The sequence below is a fragment of the uncultured Azohydromonas sp. genome, assembly GCF_937926365.1.
Taxonomy (GTDB): Bacteria; Pseudomonadota; Gammaproteobacteria; order Burkholderiales; family Burkholderiaceae_C; genus Azohydromonas.
Genome location: NZ_CALAOH010000008.1, coordinates 27,248 through 43,249 on the forward strand (window position 1 = coordinate 27,248; position 16,002 = coordinate 43,249).

9 protein-coding genes and 2 pseudogenes are annotated in these 16,002 nt (G+C 71.7%); 2 read left to right on the forward strand and 9 right to left on the reverse strand.

Annotation, left to right across the window (positions count from 1 at the left end):
- Positions 1-67: 67 nt before the first annotated feature.
- On the reverse strand, positions 68-1,351 hold the full coding sequence (locus tag Q0741_RS00530; protein ID WP_298231249.1) for a GDSL-type esterase/lipase family protein: 1,284 nt from the start codon (positions 1,349-1,351) through the stop codon (positions 68-70).
- An 84-nt stretch (positions 1,352-1,435) separates the two neighbouring features.
- Here Q0741_RS00530 and Q0741_RS00535 point away from each other — a divergent pair.
- Positions 1,436-1,585 (forward strand): annotated as a pseudogene (locus tag Q0741_RS00535) (hypothetical protein); the annotation flags it as partial.
- Positions 1,586-1,605: 20 nt separating this feature from the next.
- Here Q0741_RS00535 and Q0741_RS00540 read toward each other — a convergent pair.
- From Q0741_RS00540 to Q0741_RS00560, 5 genes are all read right to left on the reverse strand, one after another.
- A complete protein-coding gene (locus Q0741_RS00540; protein ID WP_298231250.1) occupies positions 1,606-3,114 on the reverse strand; it encodes an efflux transporter outer membrane subunit in 1,509 nt (502 codons plus the stop codon).
- Positions 3,115-3,221: 107 nt separating this feature from the next.
- Positions 3,222-6,512 (reverse strand): efflux RND transporter permease subunit, encoded by a 3,291-nt coding sequence (locus tag Q0741_RS00545; protein ID WP_298231251.1) that lies wholly within the window; start codon positions 6,510-6,512, stop codon positions 3,222-3,224.
- A gap of 15 nt (positions 6,513-6,527) precedes the next feature.
- Entirely contained in the window at positions 6,528-7,724 is a 1,197-nt protein-coding gene (locus Q0741_RS00550; protein WP_298231252.1) for an efflux RND transporter periplasmic adaptor subunit, read from the reverse strand.
- A 285-nt stretch (positions 7,725-8,009) separates the two neighbouring features.
- Positions 8,010-8,693, reverse strand: a complete 684-nt coding sequence (locus tag Q0741_RS00555; protein ID WP_298231253.1) for a response regulator transcription factor — start codon at positions 8,691-8,693, stop codon at positions 8,010-8,012.
- A gap of 103 nt (positions 8,694-8,796) precedes the next feature.
- Positions 8,797-10,731 carry a sensor histidine kinase gene (locus Q0741_RS00560; RefSeq protein WP_298231254.1) on the reverse strand — a complete coding sequence of 645 codons (1,935 nt, stop codon included), beginning with the start codon at positions 10,729-10,731 and terminating at the stop codon, positions 8,797-8,799.
- A gap of 166 nt (positions 10,732-10,897) precedes the next feature.
- Between Q0741_RS00560 and Q0741_RS00565 the strand changes: the two are divergent.
- Positions 10,898-11,080: pseudogene (locus tag Q0741_RS00565) on the forward strand (choline ABC transporter permease subunit); the annotation flags it as partial.
- A 52-nt stretch (positions 11,081-11,132) separates the two neighbouring features.
- Here Q0741_RS00565 and Q0741_RS00570 read toward each other — a convergent pair.
- From Q0741_RS00570 to Q0741_RS00580, 3 genes are all read right to left on the reverse strand, one after another.
- Positions 11,133-12,206 (reverse strand): NAD(P)-dependent alcohol dehydrogenase, encoded by a 1,074-nt coding sequence (locus Q0741_RS00570; protein WP_298231255.1) that lies wholly within the window; start codon positions 12,204-12,206, stop codon positions 11,133-11,135.
- A 126-nt stretch (positions 12,207-12,332) separates the two neighbouring features.
- On the reverse strand, positions 12,333-13,220 hold the full coding sequence (locus Q0741_RS00575) for a universal stress protein (RefSeq protein WP_298231256.1): 888 nt from the start codon (positions 13,218-13,220) through the stop codon (positions 12,333-12,335).
- Positions 13,213-15,993 carry a cation-transporting P-type ATPase gene (locus tag Q0741_RS00580; protein WP_298231257.1) on the reverse strand — a complete coding sequence of 927 codons (2,781 nt, stop codon included), beginning with the start codon at positions 15,991-15,993 and terminating at the stop codon, positions 13,213-13,215. The genes Q0741_RS00575 and Q0741_RS00580 overlap by 8 nt, the downstream gene beginning before the upstream one ends.
- Between the last annotated feature and the right edge of the window lie 9 nt (positions 15,994-16,002).

Consider the following 16,002-nt stretch of genomic DNA (forward strand, 5'->3'; position numbering starts at 1 on the left):
CGGGTGACGGCGGCCTCGGGCGAACCGGGACCGGCGCTGGAGCGGGCTGAAGCGGAGCGCTGATCTCTCAGCGCAGCGGCAGCAGCAGGCCCGGATCGATGGCCGAGGCCATTGCCAGGTAGCCGGCCCGGTTCGGATGCAACCCGTCGCCGGGCCCGCCCACCGTGCCGTCGGGCACGAACTCGGCCTTCATGCCGCCGGTGGCCGCATCGAGCGTGGCGGCCTCGAAGTCGAGCACGGCATCGAACAGGCCCGCCGTGCGGATGAAGCCGTTCAGCGCCCGGCGCTTGCGGTCCTGCTCCTCATGCCCATGCGCCGCGGCCGTGCTGCCCAGCGCCGGCACGAGGGTCGCGCCGATCACGCGCACGCCCGGAATGCCCGCGCGCAGGCGTTGCACGCCCTCGGCGAAACCGGCCGCCACGGCTTCCATGCTCGCATTGCCGTTGCCGCTGAAGTCGTTGATGCCCTCCAGCCAGATCACCGTGGCGACGCCGGACAGGCTCAGCACGTCGCGCTCGATGCGCGCCACGGCCTTCGGCCCGCCCCGGAAGGGGCTGTGCGGCGAATAGTCGGCCGGGCCCGCCACCTGGTTGCTGCCGATACCGGCGTTGACGATGCCCACGCGCTGCCCGAAGGCGGCGTGCAGGCGGCGAGACAGGATGTCGGGCCAGCGGTCGTCGCCGTTGAGCGTGGAACCACTGCCGTCGGTGATGGAGTCACCCAGCGCGACGATCAACCGGGTGTCCCGCGGCATCAGCATGTCCACCGCGTCCAGGAAATACCAGGACGTGCTGGTGAACGGGAAAGCCAGCTCGTCCTCGCGCCCGCCCTGGGAGCCGGCGTTGGGCGGCGTGAGGTACGAGGTCTGCAATGCCTTCGCATGCCACGTCATGGGGCCGCTCTCGCCCACGACGTGGAGGCTCACCGCCAGCTTGCGCCCGGCCAGTGCCGCGGCGTCCGGCTCGCACGCGAAGGGAAGCGCCACGGGATCGCTCCACACCGAGCCGCCTGGCGGGACGGTGACGCTCTCCCGGCCCCCGAAAGTGACGCGCTGGTTGCTGCCCGCCACCAGCGCCGCGCCGCCGAGCTGCAGCCCCACGTGCACGCCGTCGAAGGCCACGGGCTGCAAGCCGAAGGCGTTGCACAGGCGCAGCCGCGCCTGGGGGCCCCACAGGTCCGGCCGCAGGATGAGCCTGAAGCTCTGGTCCCGCGCGCCGGTGTCCGGCGCGGGAAAGGCGAAGGACAGATCCGGCTGCGCCAGCGGGCTGCCGGCGGGGTACGGTCCCTGGGCGGAGGCGGTCCAGCTGGTGACCCACTTGCACGCGGCCGACGCCTCGTCCCGTTGCTTCATCTTTCCTTCCTTCGCAGTGCTGGCGGATGAGCCCGCATCCGATGCCCATCCCGGGCCCGGATTATCCCAGGCGCTTCGCCCGCTCTGGAGCGCTGGCGCCAGACGGAATGGCGCGAGGGCACGGTGGCCGGGCTCGAGTGCCGGGTCTTCCGCATCGGCTTCTCGGGCGAGCCCAGTTACGAGCTCAACGTCGAGTCCGGCTACGGGCAGGCGCCATGGGAGGCGGTGAGGGCCGCGGGAGCGCGGCCCGCCGCTCACCGCGTCGCCTGCAACGGCAGGCGCGACCCGCTGGCCACGCTGCCGGGCCCCACCGCGCCGCTCGTGGCGGAGGGCGCTGAAGAGGGCTCCGGCGCCGGGCCCCAGCCGCCGGCCAGTGCCTTGTACACCGCCACCAGCGCCACCGCGGCCCCGGCCTGGGACTGCGCGAGCTGGTCGCGCGCCGCGAGCTGTTCGCGCTCGGCATCCAGCACGGCCAGGAAGTCGATGACGCCCACCTCGAAGCGTCCGCGCGCGATCGCCGCCGCCGCCTCGGCCGCGCGTGCGGCATCGAACAGGTGCTGCGCCTGCTGCTGGGTGTGCGTGTAACTGGCCAGCGCGCCCTCGGTCTCTTCCAGCGCCGCCAGCACCGTCGCCTCGTAGACGCGCAGCGCGGCTTCGCTGCGGGCGTCGGCGGCGGCGATCTGGGCGCGCACCCGGCCGAAATCGAGCAGGTTCCACAGCAGCTGCGCACCCAGGTTGTAGACGTAGGTGCTGCCATCGCCCAGGTCCCCCACCCGCGAGGCGTTGTGCCCCAGCGTGCCGCCGAGGGTGATGCGCGGGAACAGGTCCGCGCGCGCCACGCCCACGCGGGCCGCGGCGGCGGCCACGTCGAGCTCCGCGGCGCGGATGTCGGGCCGGCGGCGCAGCAGGCTCTCCGGCGCGCCGATGCCGCCCAGCGCCACGCTGCGCAGGCCCGGCAGCGGGCGCTGTGCCTCCAGCTCGGCGTCCAGCGCCGTCGGCGGCAGGCCGCACAGCACCGCGAGCCGGTAGCGCGTGCGCTGCAGCGCCGCCTCCAGCACCGGCACGCCGGCGGCCGTGCTCTGCACCAGGGCGCGGGCGCGCTCGGTGTCCAGGCCCGTGCCGCGGCCCACGTCCTGGCGTGCCTGCACCAGGCGCAGCACCGCCTCCTGCGTCTGCAGCGCGGCCCGGGACACGCGCAGCCGCTCCTGCAGCCCGCGCAGCTCGAAGTAGCCGCGCGCCACCTCCGCGCTCAGGCTGAGCTGCAGCGCCTGCGTGTCGGCCTCGCCGGCGCGCACCTGCGCCTGCGCGGCGCGGCGCTCGGCCGAGAGGCGGCCGAACAGGTCGGCCTCCCAGCGCACGTCCAGGCCCACGCTGTAGAAGGTCTGGCCCGGCGCCAGCGCGTTGTCCGGGCCGATGAAGTCGCGCACCCGGCCCACGCCGGCCGTGCCGTTGACCTGCGGCAGCAGGCTGGCATCGGCCAGGCGCGCCAGCGCGCGCGCCTCGCGCAGCCGGGCCACGGCGATGCGCAGGTCGAAATTCGCCTCCAGGGCCCGAGTGACCAGCGCATCGAGCTGCGGGTCCTGGAAGCCGCGCCAGAAGGCCGCCGCGGGCTCGCCGCCGGGCTGCCCGTCCTCGGGCACGTTGGCGAAGGCCGTGGGCAGCGGCGGCAGCGCCGGCTCTGGCGGCGGCCCGGAGGCGCAGGCGGCCAGGAGCAGGGCGATGCCAGCGACGGAGAGGCGCAGCGGCCACACGGACCGCGTCATGCCCGCGAAGGCGGGCATCCACGCCGGCCGGGATGCCGCCCGGTATGCGTGGACACCCGCCTCCGCGGGTGTGACGGGGCGCCTCAAACGGTCATGGACGGACGCATTCACCGCTGCCCTCCCTGCTCCGGCGGCACGTCGTCCACGCCCGGGTGGAAGGGATGCGCGCAGCGGTCGATCTCGGCGCGCAGCTCGGCCGCGTGCGCGCGCCGCTTCTCGGTGCTCTTGCGCAGCAGCGCGTAGAACACCGGCGTGAAGAAGATGCCGAACAGCGTCACGCCCACCATGCCGGAGAACACCGCGATGCCCATGGCGCGGCGCATCTCGCTGCCCGCGCCGCTGCCCAGGATCAGCGGGATCACGCCGGCACAGAAGGCGATGGAGGTCATCAGGATCGGCCGCAGCCGCCGGTGGCAGGCCTCGATCACCGCCTCCATCATGGTGCGGCCCTGCTCCTCCAGGTCCTTGGCGAACTCCACGATCAGGATCGCGTTCTTGCACGCCAGCCCCACCAGCACCACCAGCGCCACCTGCGTGAAGATGTTCAGGTCGCCGATCTGCAGGAAGGGCGGGAAGGTGGAGAGCCACACGCCCGTGAGCGCGGCCAGGATGCACATGGGCACGATCAGCACGATGGCCAGCGGCAGGCTCCAGCTCTCGTACTGCGCCGCCAGCACCAGGATCACCAGCACCACCGACAGCAGCAGCACCGCCGCCAGCGTGGGCAGCCGCCACGTCGTGCCCGGCAGCGCCACGTCGCGCGTGAGCCGGTCCTGGTAGGACAGCTCGGTCCACTGGTAGCCCATGCCGCGCGGCAGTTGCGCCAGCAGCTTCTCGATCTCGGCCTCGGCCTGGCCGCTGGAGAAGCCCGGGTTGGGCGAGCCGTTGATGTCGGCGGAGGGGAAACCGTTGTAGCGCGTCACGCGCGTCGGCCCGAAGGTGGGTTCCACCCGCATGAGCGCGCCCAGCGGCACGATCTCGCCACCGGCGTTGCGCGTCTTGAGCTCGGTGATGCCGTCGGCCTGGGCGCGGAAGGGCGCGTCGGCCTGCACGATCACCTGGTAGGTCTTGCCGAAGCGGTTGAAGTCGTTGACGTAGAGCGAGCCCAGGCTGATCTGCAGCGTGTCGTAGATGTCGCCCAGTGCCACGCCCATCTGCTTGGCCTTGGTGCGGTCCACGTTGGCGAAGAGCTGCGGCACGTTGATGTCGTAGGTCGAAAAGGGCGTGCCGATGGCCGAGCGCGGGTTGCCATACACCTGTCCCAGCGTGCCCCACACCGCGCCGAACAGCGCCTGCTCGCCCAGCCCCGAGCGGTCCTGCACCTGCAGCTTGAAGCCGCCGGCGTTGCCCAGGCCTTCCACCGCCGGCGGCGGCACCACGAACAGCCGCGCGCCCTGGATCTGCTGCAGCGCGCCGTTGACGCGGCCCAGGATCGCGTCCTTCGAGAGATCGGCGCTGGTGCGCTTCTCGAAGTCCGCCAGGCCGAAGAACACGATGCCCTCGTTGGGCGCGTTGGAGAAGCCAGCGATGGACAGCCCCGGGAAGGCCACCGCGTCCACGATGCCCGGCACGCCCAGCGCGATCTCGCTCATGCGCCGGATCACCTGGTCGGTGCGGTCCAGCGAGGAGGCCGCGGGCAGCTGCGCGATGCCGATCAGGTACTGCTTGTCCGGCGCCGGCACGAAGCCGCTGGGAATGCGCGCGAACAGCAGCGCCGTGAGCGCCAGCAGCCCCGCGTACACCACCAGCGCCAGCGACTTGCGGCGCAGGATGCCGCGCACGCCGCGGCCGTAGGCCTCGCTGCGGCGGTGGAAGAAGCCGTTGAACCAGTGGAAGAAGCGGCCGAAGACCCGGTCCATGCCGCGCGTGAGCGCGTCCTTGGGCGCGTCGTGCGGGCGCAGCAGCAGCGCCGAGAGCGCGGGCGAGAGCGTGAGCGAGTTGAAGGCCGAGATGACGGTGGAGATCGCGATCGTGGCGGCGAACTGCTTGTAGAACTGGCCCGACAGGCCGGGCACGAAGGTCAGCGGGATGAACACCGCGCACAGGACCAGCGCGATGGCGACGATGGGGCCGCTGACCTCGCGCATGGCCTTGACCGTGGCCTCGTGCGGCGTGAGCCCGTCCTCCAGGTTGCGCTCCACGTTCTCGACCACCACGATCGCGTCGTCCACCACGATGCCGATGGCCAGCACCAGCCCGAACAGCGTGAGCGTGTTGATGGAGTAACCAATGGCCAGCAGCACCGCGAAGGTGCCCACGATGGACACCGGCACCGCCAGCAGCGGGATGACGGAGGCGCGCCAGGTCTGCAGGAACAGCACCACCACCAGCACCACCAGCAGCACCGCCTCCAGCAGCGTCTCCACCACCTTGGTGATGGACGTGGCGACGAAGCGCGTGGGGTCGTAGACGATGGCGTAGTCCACGCCCGGCGGGAAGTCCGCCTTGAGCCGCGCCATGGTGGCGCGCACGTTGTCCGAGATCGCCAGCGCGTTGGAGCCCGGGGCCTGGAAGATGCCGATGGCCGCCGCCTCCTTGTTGTTGAGCAGGCTGCGCAGCGAGTAGGTGTTGGCGCTGATCTCCACGCGCCCCACGTCGCGGATGCGCAGCACGGCGCCGGTGCCGGGATCGGCGCGCACGATGATGTCGGCGAACTCCTGCTCGTTGCCCAGCCGCCCCTGCGTGTTGACCGCGAGCTGGAAGTCCGTGCCGCGCGGCGAGGGCGGCGCGCCCACCACGCCGGCGGCCACCTGCGTGTTCTGCTCGCGCACCGCGTCCACCACGTCGTTGGCGGTGAGCCCGTGGCCGGCCAGGCGCTGCGGATCGATCCAGATGCGCATGGCGTAGTCGCCGCTGCCGAACAGGATCACCGTGCCCATGCCCGGGATGCGCAGCAGCTCGTCGCGCACCTGCTGGTGCGCGTAGTTGCGCAGGTACAGCGAGTCGCGGCTGTCGTCGGGGCTGACCATGTGCACGACCATGGTCAGGTTGGAGGCCTGCTTCTCGGTGGTCACGCCGATCTGGCGCACGATCTCGGGCAGGCGCGGCAGCGCGCGGTTGACGCGGTTCTGCACCGCGGTCTCGGCGGCCTCCGGGGAGGTGCCGATGCGGAAGGTCACCGTCAGCACCATGGTGCCGTCGGCCGTGGCCTGGCTCTCGTAATAGAGCATGCCCTCCAGCCCGCTGATCTGCTCCTCCAGCGGCGTCGCCACCGTCTCGGAGATGACGCGCGGGTTGGCGCCCGGGAACTGCGCGCGCACCACCACCTGCGGCGGCGCCACTTCCGGGTACTCCGAGATCGGGAGCTGGAAGATCGCCAGCAGCCCCACCAGGAAGATGAACAGCGACAGCACCGTCGCCAGGCGCGGGCGGTCGATGAAGTAGCGGGAGATGTCCATGCGCTCGCGGGCCTTTCAGCGCGCCGGCGCGGACGCGGGCGCCGCCGCCGGGATGGGCATGCCCTTGTCATCGACCTGCAGCACCCGCGGCGTCACCGGCGCGCCGGGCTGGGCGCGCTGCAGCCCGTCCACGATGACCAGCTCGCCGGGCTGCACGCCCTGCACCACGCGCATGCCGTCGATGAGCGCGCCGGGCTGCACCTCGCGCGGCTGCACGATGTTGTCCTGGCCCACCAGCATCACGACCTTGCGCGTCTGGTCGGTGCCGATGGCGCGGTCGGCCACCAGCGTGGCCCGGTACTTCCCGCTGCCCACCACCTTGACGCGCGCGAACAGGCCCGGCGTGAAGCGGCCGTCGCGGTTGTCGAACACGGCGCGGCCGCGGATGGAGGCCGTGGCGGGATTGAGGCGGTTGTCCACGAAATCGACCCGGCCCTGGTGCGGAAAGCCGGTCTCGTCGGCCAGGCCCATCCAGGCCGCCGCCGGCTGGCTGCGCGGCGAGGCCAGCGTGCCGGCGCGCACCATGCGCAGGTATTTCAGGTAGGTCGCCTCGCTGGCGTCGAAGTAGGCATGGACGCGGTCCTGCGACACCAGCGTGGTGAGCACCGGCGTGCCGACGTTGACGAGGTTGCCCGGCGTGACCATCGCCCGCGAGATGCGCCCCGCCACCGGCGCGCGGATGCGCGTGAACTCCAGGTTGAGCTTGGCCTGCACCAGCGCCGCCTCGGCGGACTGGATGCTGGAGCGCGCGTTGCGCAGGCTCGCGCGCAGCTGGTCCAGCTCCTGCTCGCTCACGCCCTGGATGGCGGTGAGCTTCTCGGCCCGCGCGAGCTCGCTGGCGCTGAGCTCGGCCTGGTTGCGCGCGGCGGCGAGCTGCGCCTGCGCGCGCGCGACCTCGGCGGCGAAGGGCCGCGGGTCGATGGTGAACAGCAGATCGCCCTTGGCCACGCGCTGGCCCTCGGTGAAATGCACCTTGTCCAGCGAGCCGGCGACGCGGGCGCGCACCTCCACCGTGTCCGGCGCCTCCAGGCGCGCCGTGAACTCCTCGAACTCCTGCACCTCGCGCTGGAAGGCCGGCGCCACCGACACCTCGGGCGGCGGCGGTGGCGCCTGCTGCGACACGGCCTCCCGGTTGCACCCGCCGAGCAGGCCGGCGAGCGCGAGCCCCGCGGCCATGCTCCACCCGCTGACCGTGCGTGCTTGAGGTCTCATTCCAGATTCACACCGGTTGTGAGAAGACCCGTTCGTACTGAGGTATCGAAGTACGAATCCGACAGGCTGTGATGGCTGCACCCCGCCAGGGGCCGTTCATCCTTCGACGCGCCAAAGGCGCGCCCTGTGCTGAGGTATCGAAGCATCAGGACGAACGGAATACGTCATTGACAAGCGCGAGCGGCGAGCATCTCGGAGCCGGGCCACAGCATCCGGCACCCAGCCGCGAGGCGCTTCTGCCACGCGGGCCAGGGGCGGCTCCCTCTTTGGGGATAGGCCGCGGCTTCAGCGCTTCAACAACCCGCGCCGCACCCCGATGGCAATGGCCTCGGTGCGGCTGCGCGCGTCCAGCTTGGCCAGGATGGCCTTCACGTGCGTCTTGACCGTGCCCTCGGCCACGTGGAGCTCGCGCGCGATGAGCTTGTTGCTCAGGCCCCGCTCCACGAGCGTGAGCACCTCGAGCTCGCGCTGCGAGAGCCCGTCGCGCGTCAGGCGCGAGGCCAGCCGCCCGGCCAGCTCGGGCTTGATGTAGTGGCCCCCCCGGTGCACCACGCGGATGCAGCGCAGCAGCTCCTCGCGGCGCACGTCCTTGAGCAGGTAGGCCATCGCGCCGGCATGCAGGCCGCGGTAGAGGTCCTCGTCGCCGTCGTAGGTGGTGAGGATGATCAGCTTGGCCCGCGGCTCGTGGCGGCGGATCTCGGCGATGGCCTCCACGCCCGACAGCCCTGGCATGGACAGGTCGATCAGCCCCACGTCGGGCTGCGTGCGCCGCCACAGCGCCACGGCCTGCACGCCGTCGCTGGCCTGCGCCACGACCTGCATGTCGTCCTGCATGTCCAGGATCGTGCTCAGCCCGTCCAGCACGACGTGGTGGTCGTCGGCCACCAGCAGCCGGATCCGCGCGGGAGCGGTTTCAGAAAGCTCCACCTGTTCGGTCGAGCCGGTGTCGGACAAGGACGGCAAGGTCATGGCTGCGCCGAGGGACGGGGGCATGCGCCGGCGGACGGGATCATGGCAGCGGCCTCCGCGGCCCGCCTCTCCCTTGCGAGATAGCCCAATGCCCCGGTGCCTGTCAGTCCGCCGCGCCGATGCGCAGCGACACCGTCGTGCCCTGCCCCGGCCTTGACTCGATCTCCAGCGTCGCGCCGATGCTCAGGGCCCGCTCGCGCATGCCCACGAGGCCGAAGCCCAGCGGGTTGCCGCGCTGCTCGGGGATACCGTCGCCGTCGTCGCGCACCCGCAGCAGCAGCGCATCGGCCGCGAAGCGCAGCAGCACCTGCGCCCGATGCGCGCGGGCGTGCCGGACGGCGTTGACCAGCGCCTCCTGCGCGACGCGCAGCACCTGCTCCTCGGCATGGGCATCGAGCCGGCGCCGCGCGCCCACGACTTCCAGCTCCACGGCCTGGAAGGTGCTGCTGCGCATCTGCGCGCACAGCTCGGCCAGCGCCTCGGCCAGGCCGCGCCGCTCCAGCGTCGGGTTGCGCAGCGCGCGCACGGCGCGCCGGGCCTCACTCAGGCTGTCGCGCGCGACCTCCATCGCGGTGGCGATCGCCGTGCGGGCGCGGTCCACGCGGCGCGCCGACACCGCGGCATCGGCCACCTCCAGCTGCATCAGCACGCCCGTGAAGCCCTGGGCCAGCGTGTCGTGCATCTCGCGCGCCAGCCGCGTGCGCTCTTCCATCGTGGCGACCCGGCGCGCCTCCTCGGCCAGCTCGCCGGCGCGCAGCGCCAGCGACAGCTGCGCCGCGATGGCCTCGGCCAGCGCGATCTCGGACGGCGTGTAGCGCTGCTCGCGCCGGCGGTAGATGCCCAGGGCCCCCAGCGCATGGCCGGAAGCCATCAGCGGCAGGTTCAGCGCCAGCGGACCGCCCTCGGTGGTGAAGAAGCGGTCGAAGGGGCACATCGTGCCGGCCTCGGCGTGATCGACCACCAGCGACTCGCCGCCGCCCTGCGGCGCGCAGGCCTGCAGCCCGGACGGCGGCAGCTCGAAGCCCACGGCCAGCTCGCGCAGCAGCGCGGGGACCTCCGGCCCGGACGCGGCCAGCATGTCCTCGCCCTGCAGCACCCGCCCCTGCAGCCAGGCCGCCCGCAGCCGGCAGCGCTGGGCACGCACCTGCAGCAAGGCCACCGCGCCCGGAGAGAGCGCGCGGGCGATGAGGCCGATGACCGACGGCACGAAGGCTTCCAGGTCGCCGCTGCGGTCCAGCGAGTCGATGGCCTCCTGCAGCACCGCGATGACATGGGCCTGCTCGCGGGCCTGCGCCTGCGCGGCCTCGGCCTGCTGCCGGGCCAGCGCCAGCGCCCGATCCGCCTCGGCCTTGCGGCTGACGAACAGCGCCAGCCGGCCCAGCTCCTCCAGCCGCTTGTCGGCCAGCACCCAGCCCAGCTCGCAAGCCATCGCCTCCAGGAACGCGGCATCGGCGGCGTCGAAGGGAACCTCCTGCGGGCGCAGCACCGACACCCGGCCCCAGCCACGCTCGGGCAGCCGCACCGGCGCCCACAGCTCCAGCGGACAGCCCCAGCCGCGCGCCAGGTGGCTCCAGTCCGAGAGAGCCGGCAAGCGATGGTGATCCGCCACCGTGGCGCGCTGCAGCGCGGCGGTGCCGTCGATCACGCCGGCCCAGGCCAGGTCCACGCCGCGCTGCAGCTGCTCCAGCGATGCCGTGCTCACCAGCGGCACGGCCAGGTCGCCCTCCGGGGCGCGGCTTCCCGCCTGGATCGACCAGTCCGCCAGGCACAGCCTCCCGGACACCGCAACGAAGCGCCAGAAGGCCACGAAGGCGCCGTGCAGGGTTCGCGCCGCCGCTTCCAGGGCCAGGTGGATGGCGTCCTCGGCCGTGGATGCGGCTTCCATGCCTTGCCGCGCTGTCACCAGGGCCGCGGCCCGTCCCGGCCAGTGCGTGAGCGAGGCGGCATCACCGGCCGGCGGCGCCCAGGGCAGCGGCAGCAGCACGCCGTCCCGGGACTGCGGGCGAGGGACGAAACGTTGACGACCATCGTGCTTCATCGCCACTTTCCCCTTGCTGCACCGGGGCCCGTGCCGACCGTGGCCGGCCACGCGGCGCCCGCGAAACCCGCCATTGTGAACGCGCGTTCAGTGACGCGCCCGCGGACTCACGCACGGCCAGCGGGGGCATCGGCCCCACGCGGAAAAGGCGATGAAGGCGAAGGAGGCGCTGACCATGGTCATCATCGCCTCCATGGTCGGCGCCGGTGGCCTGGGCAACGACGTGCTCTCCAGCATCCAGCGCCTGGACATCGGCCTGGGCTTCGAGAGCGGGCTGTCCGTGGTGTCGCTGGCCATCATCCTGGACCGCCTCACCGAGAGCTTCGGCACGCGGCACCTGGATAGTTGAGAAGGCACGAGCCCGTGAAACGGGCTCTGCCGTGGCCCAGCTCCCGGCTCGCCTACGGCGTGATGGCTACCTTGAGCACGCCGTCGCGCTGGTGGCCAAAAAGCTCATAGGCGGCCTCGATGTCGTCGAGCTTGAAGCGATGGGTGACCATCGCCCCCAGGTCCACGCGCCCGGCCTCGATCACCGCCATGAGCCGGCGCATGCGCTCCTTGCCGCCCGGGCACAGCGAGGTGACGATGCGGTGGTCGCCCAGCCCGGCGGCGAAGGCGTCCAGCGGGATCTTCAGGTCGGTGGAATACACGCCCAGGCTGGACAGCGTGCCGCCCGGGCGCAGGCAGCGCAGCGACGCCTCGAAGGTGGCCTGGGTGCCCAGCGCCTCGATCGAGGCGTCCACGCCGCGTCCGCCGGTCAGGCGCAGGATTTCCTGCACCGGGTCCTGCCGGCTGGCGTCGATCACCACGTCCGCACCCATGCGGCGCGCCATCTCCAGCCGCTCGGGCAGCCGGTCCACGCCGATGACGAGGCTGGCGCCGCTGAGCTTGGCGCCGGCCGTCGCGCACAGCCCGATGGGACCCTGCGCGAACACCGCCACGGCGTCGCCGATGCGGATGTGCGCGCTTTCCGCGCCGGCGAAGCCCGTGGACATGATGTCCGGGCACATCAGCACCGCCTCGTCGCTCAGGCCGTCGGGCACGGGCGCGAGGTTGAACATGGCATCGGGCACCAGCACGTACTCGGCCTGGCAGCCGTCGATGGTGTTGCCGAAGCGCCAGCCGCCCATGGGCTTCCAGCCGTGGGCGCTGCCGGCGCCGTCCTGGGCGCAGAAGCCGCACTGGCAGGCGTTGCTCCAGCCGCTGGGCGTGATGGCGCCAGCAATCACGCGCTGCCCCTCGCGGTAGCCCTTGACTCCGGAGCCCAGCTTCTCGATCACGCCCACGGGTTCATGGCCGATGGTCAATCCGCGCGCCACGGGGTACTCGCCCTTGAGGATGTGCACGTCGGTGCCGCAGATCGTGGTGGTGGTCACGCGCAGCAATGCATCCATCGGCCCGACGTCGGGAATCGGCTTGTCGTCGAGCACGATGCGGCCCGGTTCGACGAAGACGGCGGCTTTCATCATGGGCATGGCGGTCTCCTGTTCAGGCGGACTGACTGAAGTAGCGTAGGAGCGGCAATGGACGTGTGGCTTGATGCATGTCAATGCCGCGGTCGGTTGAGCCGTCAACACAGGGCCGCGCGACGGCCGTGATCCTCATCCTTCCACGCGCGGCTCGCGCACCAGCAGCGTGTCGCAGGGCAGCCACTCCAGCAAGCGCGCCGCGGTGCTGCCCAGCAGCAGGCTCATGACCGCGCCGCGCCCCCGGCTGCCCATCACCACCAGCTCGATGTCGTGCCGCCGCACGTACCGAGCCAGGGTCGTTTCGATCGCACCTTCCTCGATGACGCACCTGACTTTCACGGAGCCGGGCAGCGCGCTGGAAGCCACGAATGCCGCACACTCGCGCTGCGCGGCCTCGGTGTTGCCAGCGCCGGTCGGCACGGCACCGGCCAGCCCCACCGGCGTGGTCATGCAGGCGTGGTAGACCACCAGCTCAACCCCTGGAAACAGCTGCGCGGCGGTTTGCAGGGCATGGCGGGAAGAGGGCGAGAAATCACTTGCAACGAGCACCCGCTGGTAAGGCCCATGGGAGCGCTTGCGCACCACCAGCAGCGGTTGCGACAGCGACCTCGCCAGGCGCTCGACGGTCGAGCCCAGCAGGAACTGCCGCAGAGCGCCACCTTGCGAAACGGCGGTGACGACCAGCCCGGCATGGTCCCGCGTGGCGGTCTCGGCTACCGTGTCGGCGACGTCGCGGCCCGTGCCCAAGCGCATGGCCACCGGGACATTCACCTGTCCCAGATCGCGTGAGAGCTGCTGCGCCGCCACCTGCAGCAGCTCCGCCTGGTTGGCCCCGCCAATCCAGGCCAGGGTCTGATCGGGCGAAACCGACGGGTCCAGCACATGCAGCGCCACCAGCTCGGCTCCCCACTGCAGTGCCAGTTGCGCGGCCCGGTCCAACGCCCGGTCGCAGCGTGCGCTGAGGTCGGTGGCCAGCAACAAGCGCTGGGGGAAGGGGCCGGCTGGGCGGGCTTCAACCATTTGGAGCTCCTTGGGGCTGCGTGCTGGTCACGCGCGCATGGCTCATGCGCCGCGCCAGCGGGGTGCGGCGGATCACGAGCTTTTCGAGTTCGGCCACACCGAACACGAGCAAGCCGGCCGCAACGACCTTGATCCACTCCTGCGGCCTCAGTTCCGTCGAATCGAAGATGGCTTGCAGGGCCGGTGCATAGGTGTAGGCGAGCTGCAGCAGGATGCACGCGGCGATGGCCCAAAGGACGTAGCGGTTGCCCAGCAGGCCCTCGCGGTTGGCGACCGAGGCCAGGATGAAGCGGCTATTGAGCAGGTAGAACATCTCCGCCACGACCACCGCGTTGACGACCATCGTGCGCGCGGTGTCGATGGGCGTACCCTGGCCCAGCTCCCAGAGGAACAGGCCCAGCGCCCCGGTCATCATCAGGACCGACACCATCAGCACCCGCCAGATGAAGAAGCCCGACAACAGGGCCTCGCCGGGCGGCCGTGGCCGGCGCTGCATGACGTCGCGCTCCGCGGGCTCGAAGGCCAGCGCCAGCCCCAGCGTGCTGGAGGTCACCATGTTGATCCACAGCACCTGCGCGGGCGTCAGCGGCAGCGCCAGCTCGAACAGGATGGCGGCGATCACCACCAGCGCTTCGCCGCCGTTGGTCGGCAGCATGAAAAGGATGAACTTCTTGAGGTTGTCGTAGACCGCGCGGCCCTCCCGCACGGCGCGGGCAATGGTGGCGAAGTTGTCGTCGGCCAGCACCATGTCGGCCGCCTCCTTGGCGGCCTCCGTGCCCTTGAGGCCCATGGCCACGCCGACGTCGGCGCGCTTGAGGGCCGGCGCGTCGTTGACGCCGTCACCGGTCATCGACACCACCTGTCCAGCGGCCTGGAGCGCCTGCACCAGCCGCAGCTTGTGCTCGGGACTGGCGCGCGCGAAGACGTCCACTTCCATGACCACGCGGCGCAGCGCCGCATCGTCCATCAACGACAGCTCCGCACCGGTGATGGCGGGCTTGCCCACGCCGATGGCCAGCTGCGCCCCGATGGCGCGCGCCGTCTCGGCATGGTCGCCCGTGATCATCTTGACCCGGATGCCCGCCTGGTGGCATTCGCGCACCGCCTGCATCGCCTCCTCGCGCGGCGGGTCGATGATGCCCATGAGGGCCAGCATCACGTAACCCGACTGCGCGTCGGCAAAGGCCAGGCGCTCGCCGCCGGGCGCAGCCCGCTTGCAGGCCACGCCCAGCAGTCGCAGGCCCTTGGCTGCCGTGTCGGTGGCCATGCGGCGCCAATAGTCCACGTCCAGCGGTTGCTCGCCATCGTGGCCCATCTGCGCGTGGCACATATCCAGGACTTGCTCGGGCGCTCCCTTGACGAAGAGCCATGGCTCGCCGTCACTGTCGCGGTGAAACGTGACCATGAAGCGGTGCTGCGATTCGAACGGGATCGAGTCCAGCCGCGGCCAGGCCTCCTCGCCCAGGTGCTGGGTGAACCCGGTCTTGCCGCCCAGCACGAGCAGCGCGCCCTCGGTGGGGTCGCCCTCGACGCGCCACAGCCCGGCCTCCTGGCGCAGCCGCGCGTCATTGCACAGCACGCCGGCGCGGATGGCCAGGGCCAGCGCCGGATAGTGGTCAGGATCGACGGCATGGCCGTGGGCGCTGATCTCGCCCGCTGGTTCATAGCCCACGCCGCTGACCTCGAAGGCATGGCCCGCGCACACCACGCGCTGCACGGTCATTTCGTTGCGGGTGAGCGTACCTGTCTTGTCGGAACAGATCACCGTCACCGAGCCCAGGGCCTCCACCGCCGGCAGGCGCCGGATGATGGCGTTGTGCCGCGCCATGCGCTGCACGCCCAGCGCGAGCGTGACCGTCATGATCGCCGGGAGCCCCTCGGGGATGGCCGAGGCGGCCAGCGCCACCACCATCATGAACATCTCGGACGCGGCGTGTCCGCGCCACAGGGTGCCCAGCGCGAAGGTTGCCGCCGACAGGGCCAGGATGGCCTGCGCGAGCACGCGTCCGAAGCGGTCCACCTGCCGCAGCAGCGGCGTGGTCAGGCTCTGGATGCCGGAGAGCATCTGGTTGATCTTGCCCAGCTCGGTGGCCGCGCCCGTCGTCACGACGATGCCCGTGGCCTGTCCGTAGACCACCAGCGTGCCCGAGTACGCCATGCCGTAGCGGTCACCCAGCGCAGCGTCCTCAGCCACGGCGGCATCGCTCTTTTCCACGGGCAGGGACTCGCCGGTCAGGGCCGCTTCCTCGACGCGCAGTTCCTTGACGGCGACGAGCCGCAAGTCGGCCGGCACCCGGTCCCCGGACGCGAGCACGACCACGTCGCCGGGCACCAGTTCCGTGGCATCGATCTCGCGGCGCACGCCCTCGCGGACCACGGTGGCGTGTGGCGAGAGCATGGCCCGGATGGCGTCCAGCGCGGACTCGGCCTTGCCTTCCTGGATGAAGCCGATGAGGGCATTGATGACCACGGCCATCATCAGCACGCCCGTATCGACCCAGTGCCCCAGCAGCGCGGTGATGGCCGCGGCAGCCATCATCACGTACAGCAGGATGTTGTGGAACTGCAGCAGCAGCCTCAGCAGCGGTCCGCGGCGTTTCGGTGGCGCCAGCCGGTTGGGCCCATACCGGTCCAGCCGCCGGCGGGCCTCGACCTCGGACAGTCCCGCAGGGCCGGTCTGAAGTGCCTGCTCCGTCGCGGATCGGGACAGCGTGTGCCAGTGGCCGGACTTCGAAGCGTCGTTGCGGTCAACCGTTGAGCGATCATCCGTCATGCGTCAGAG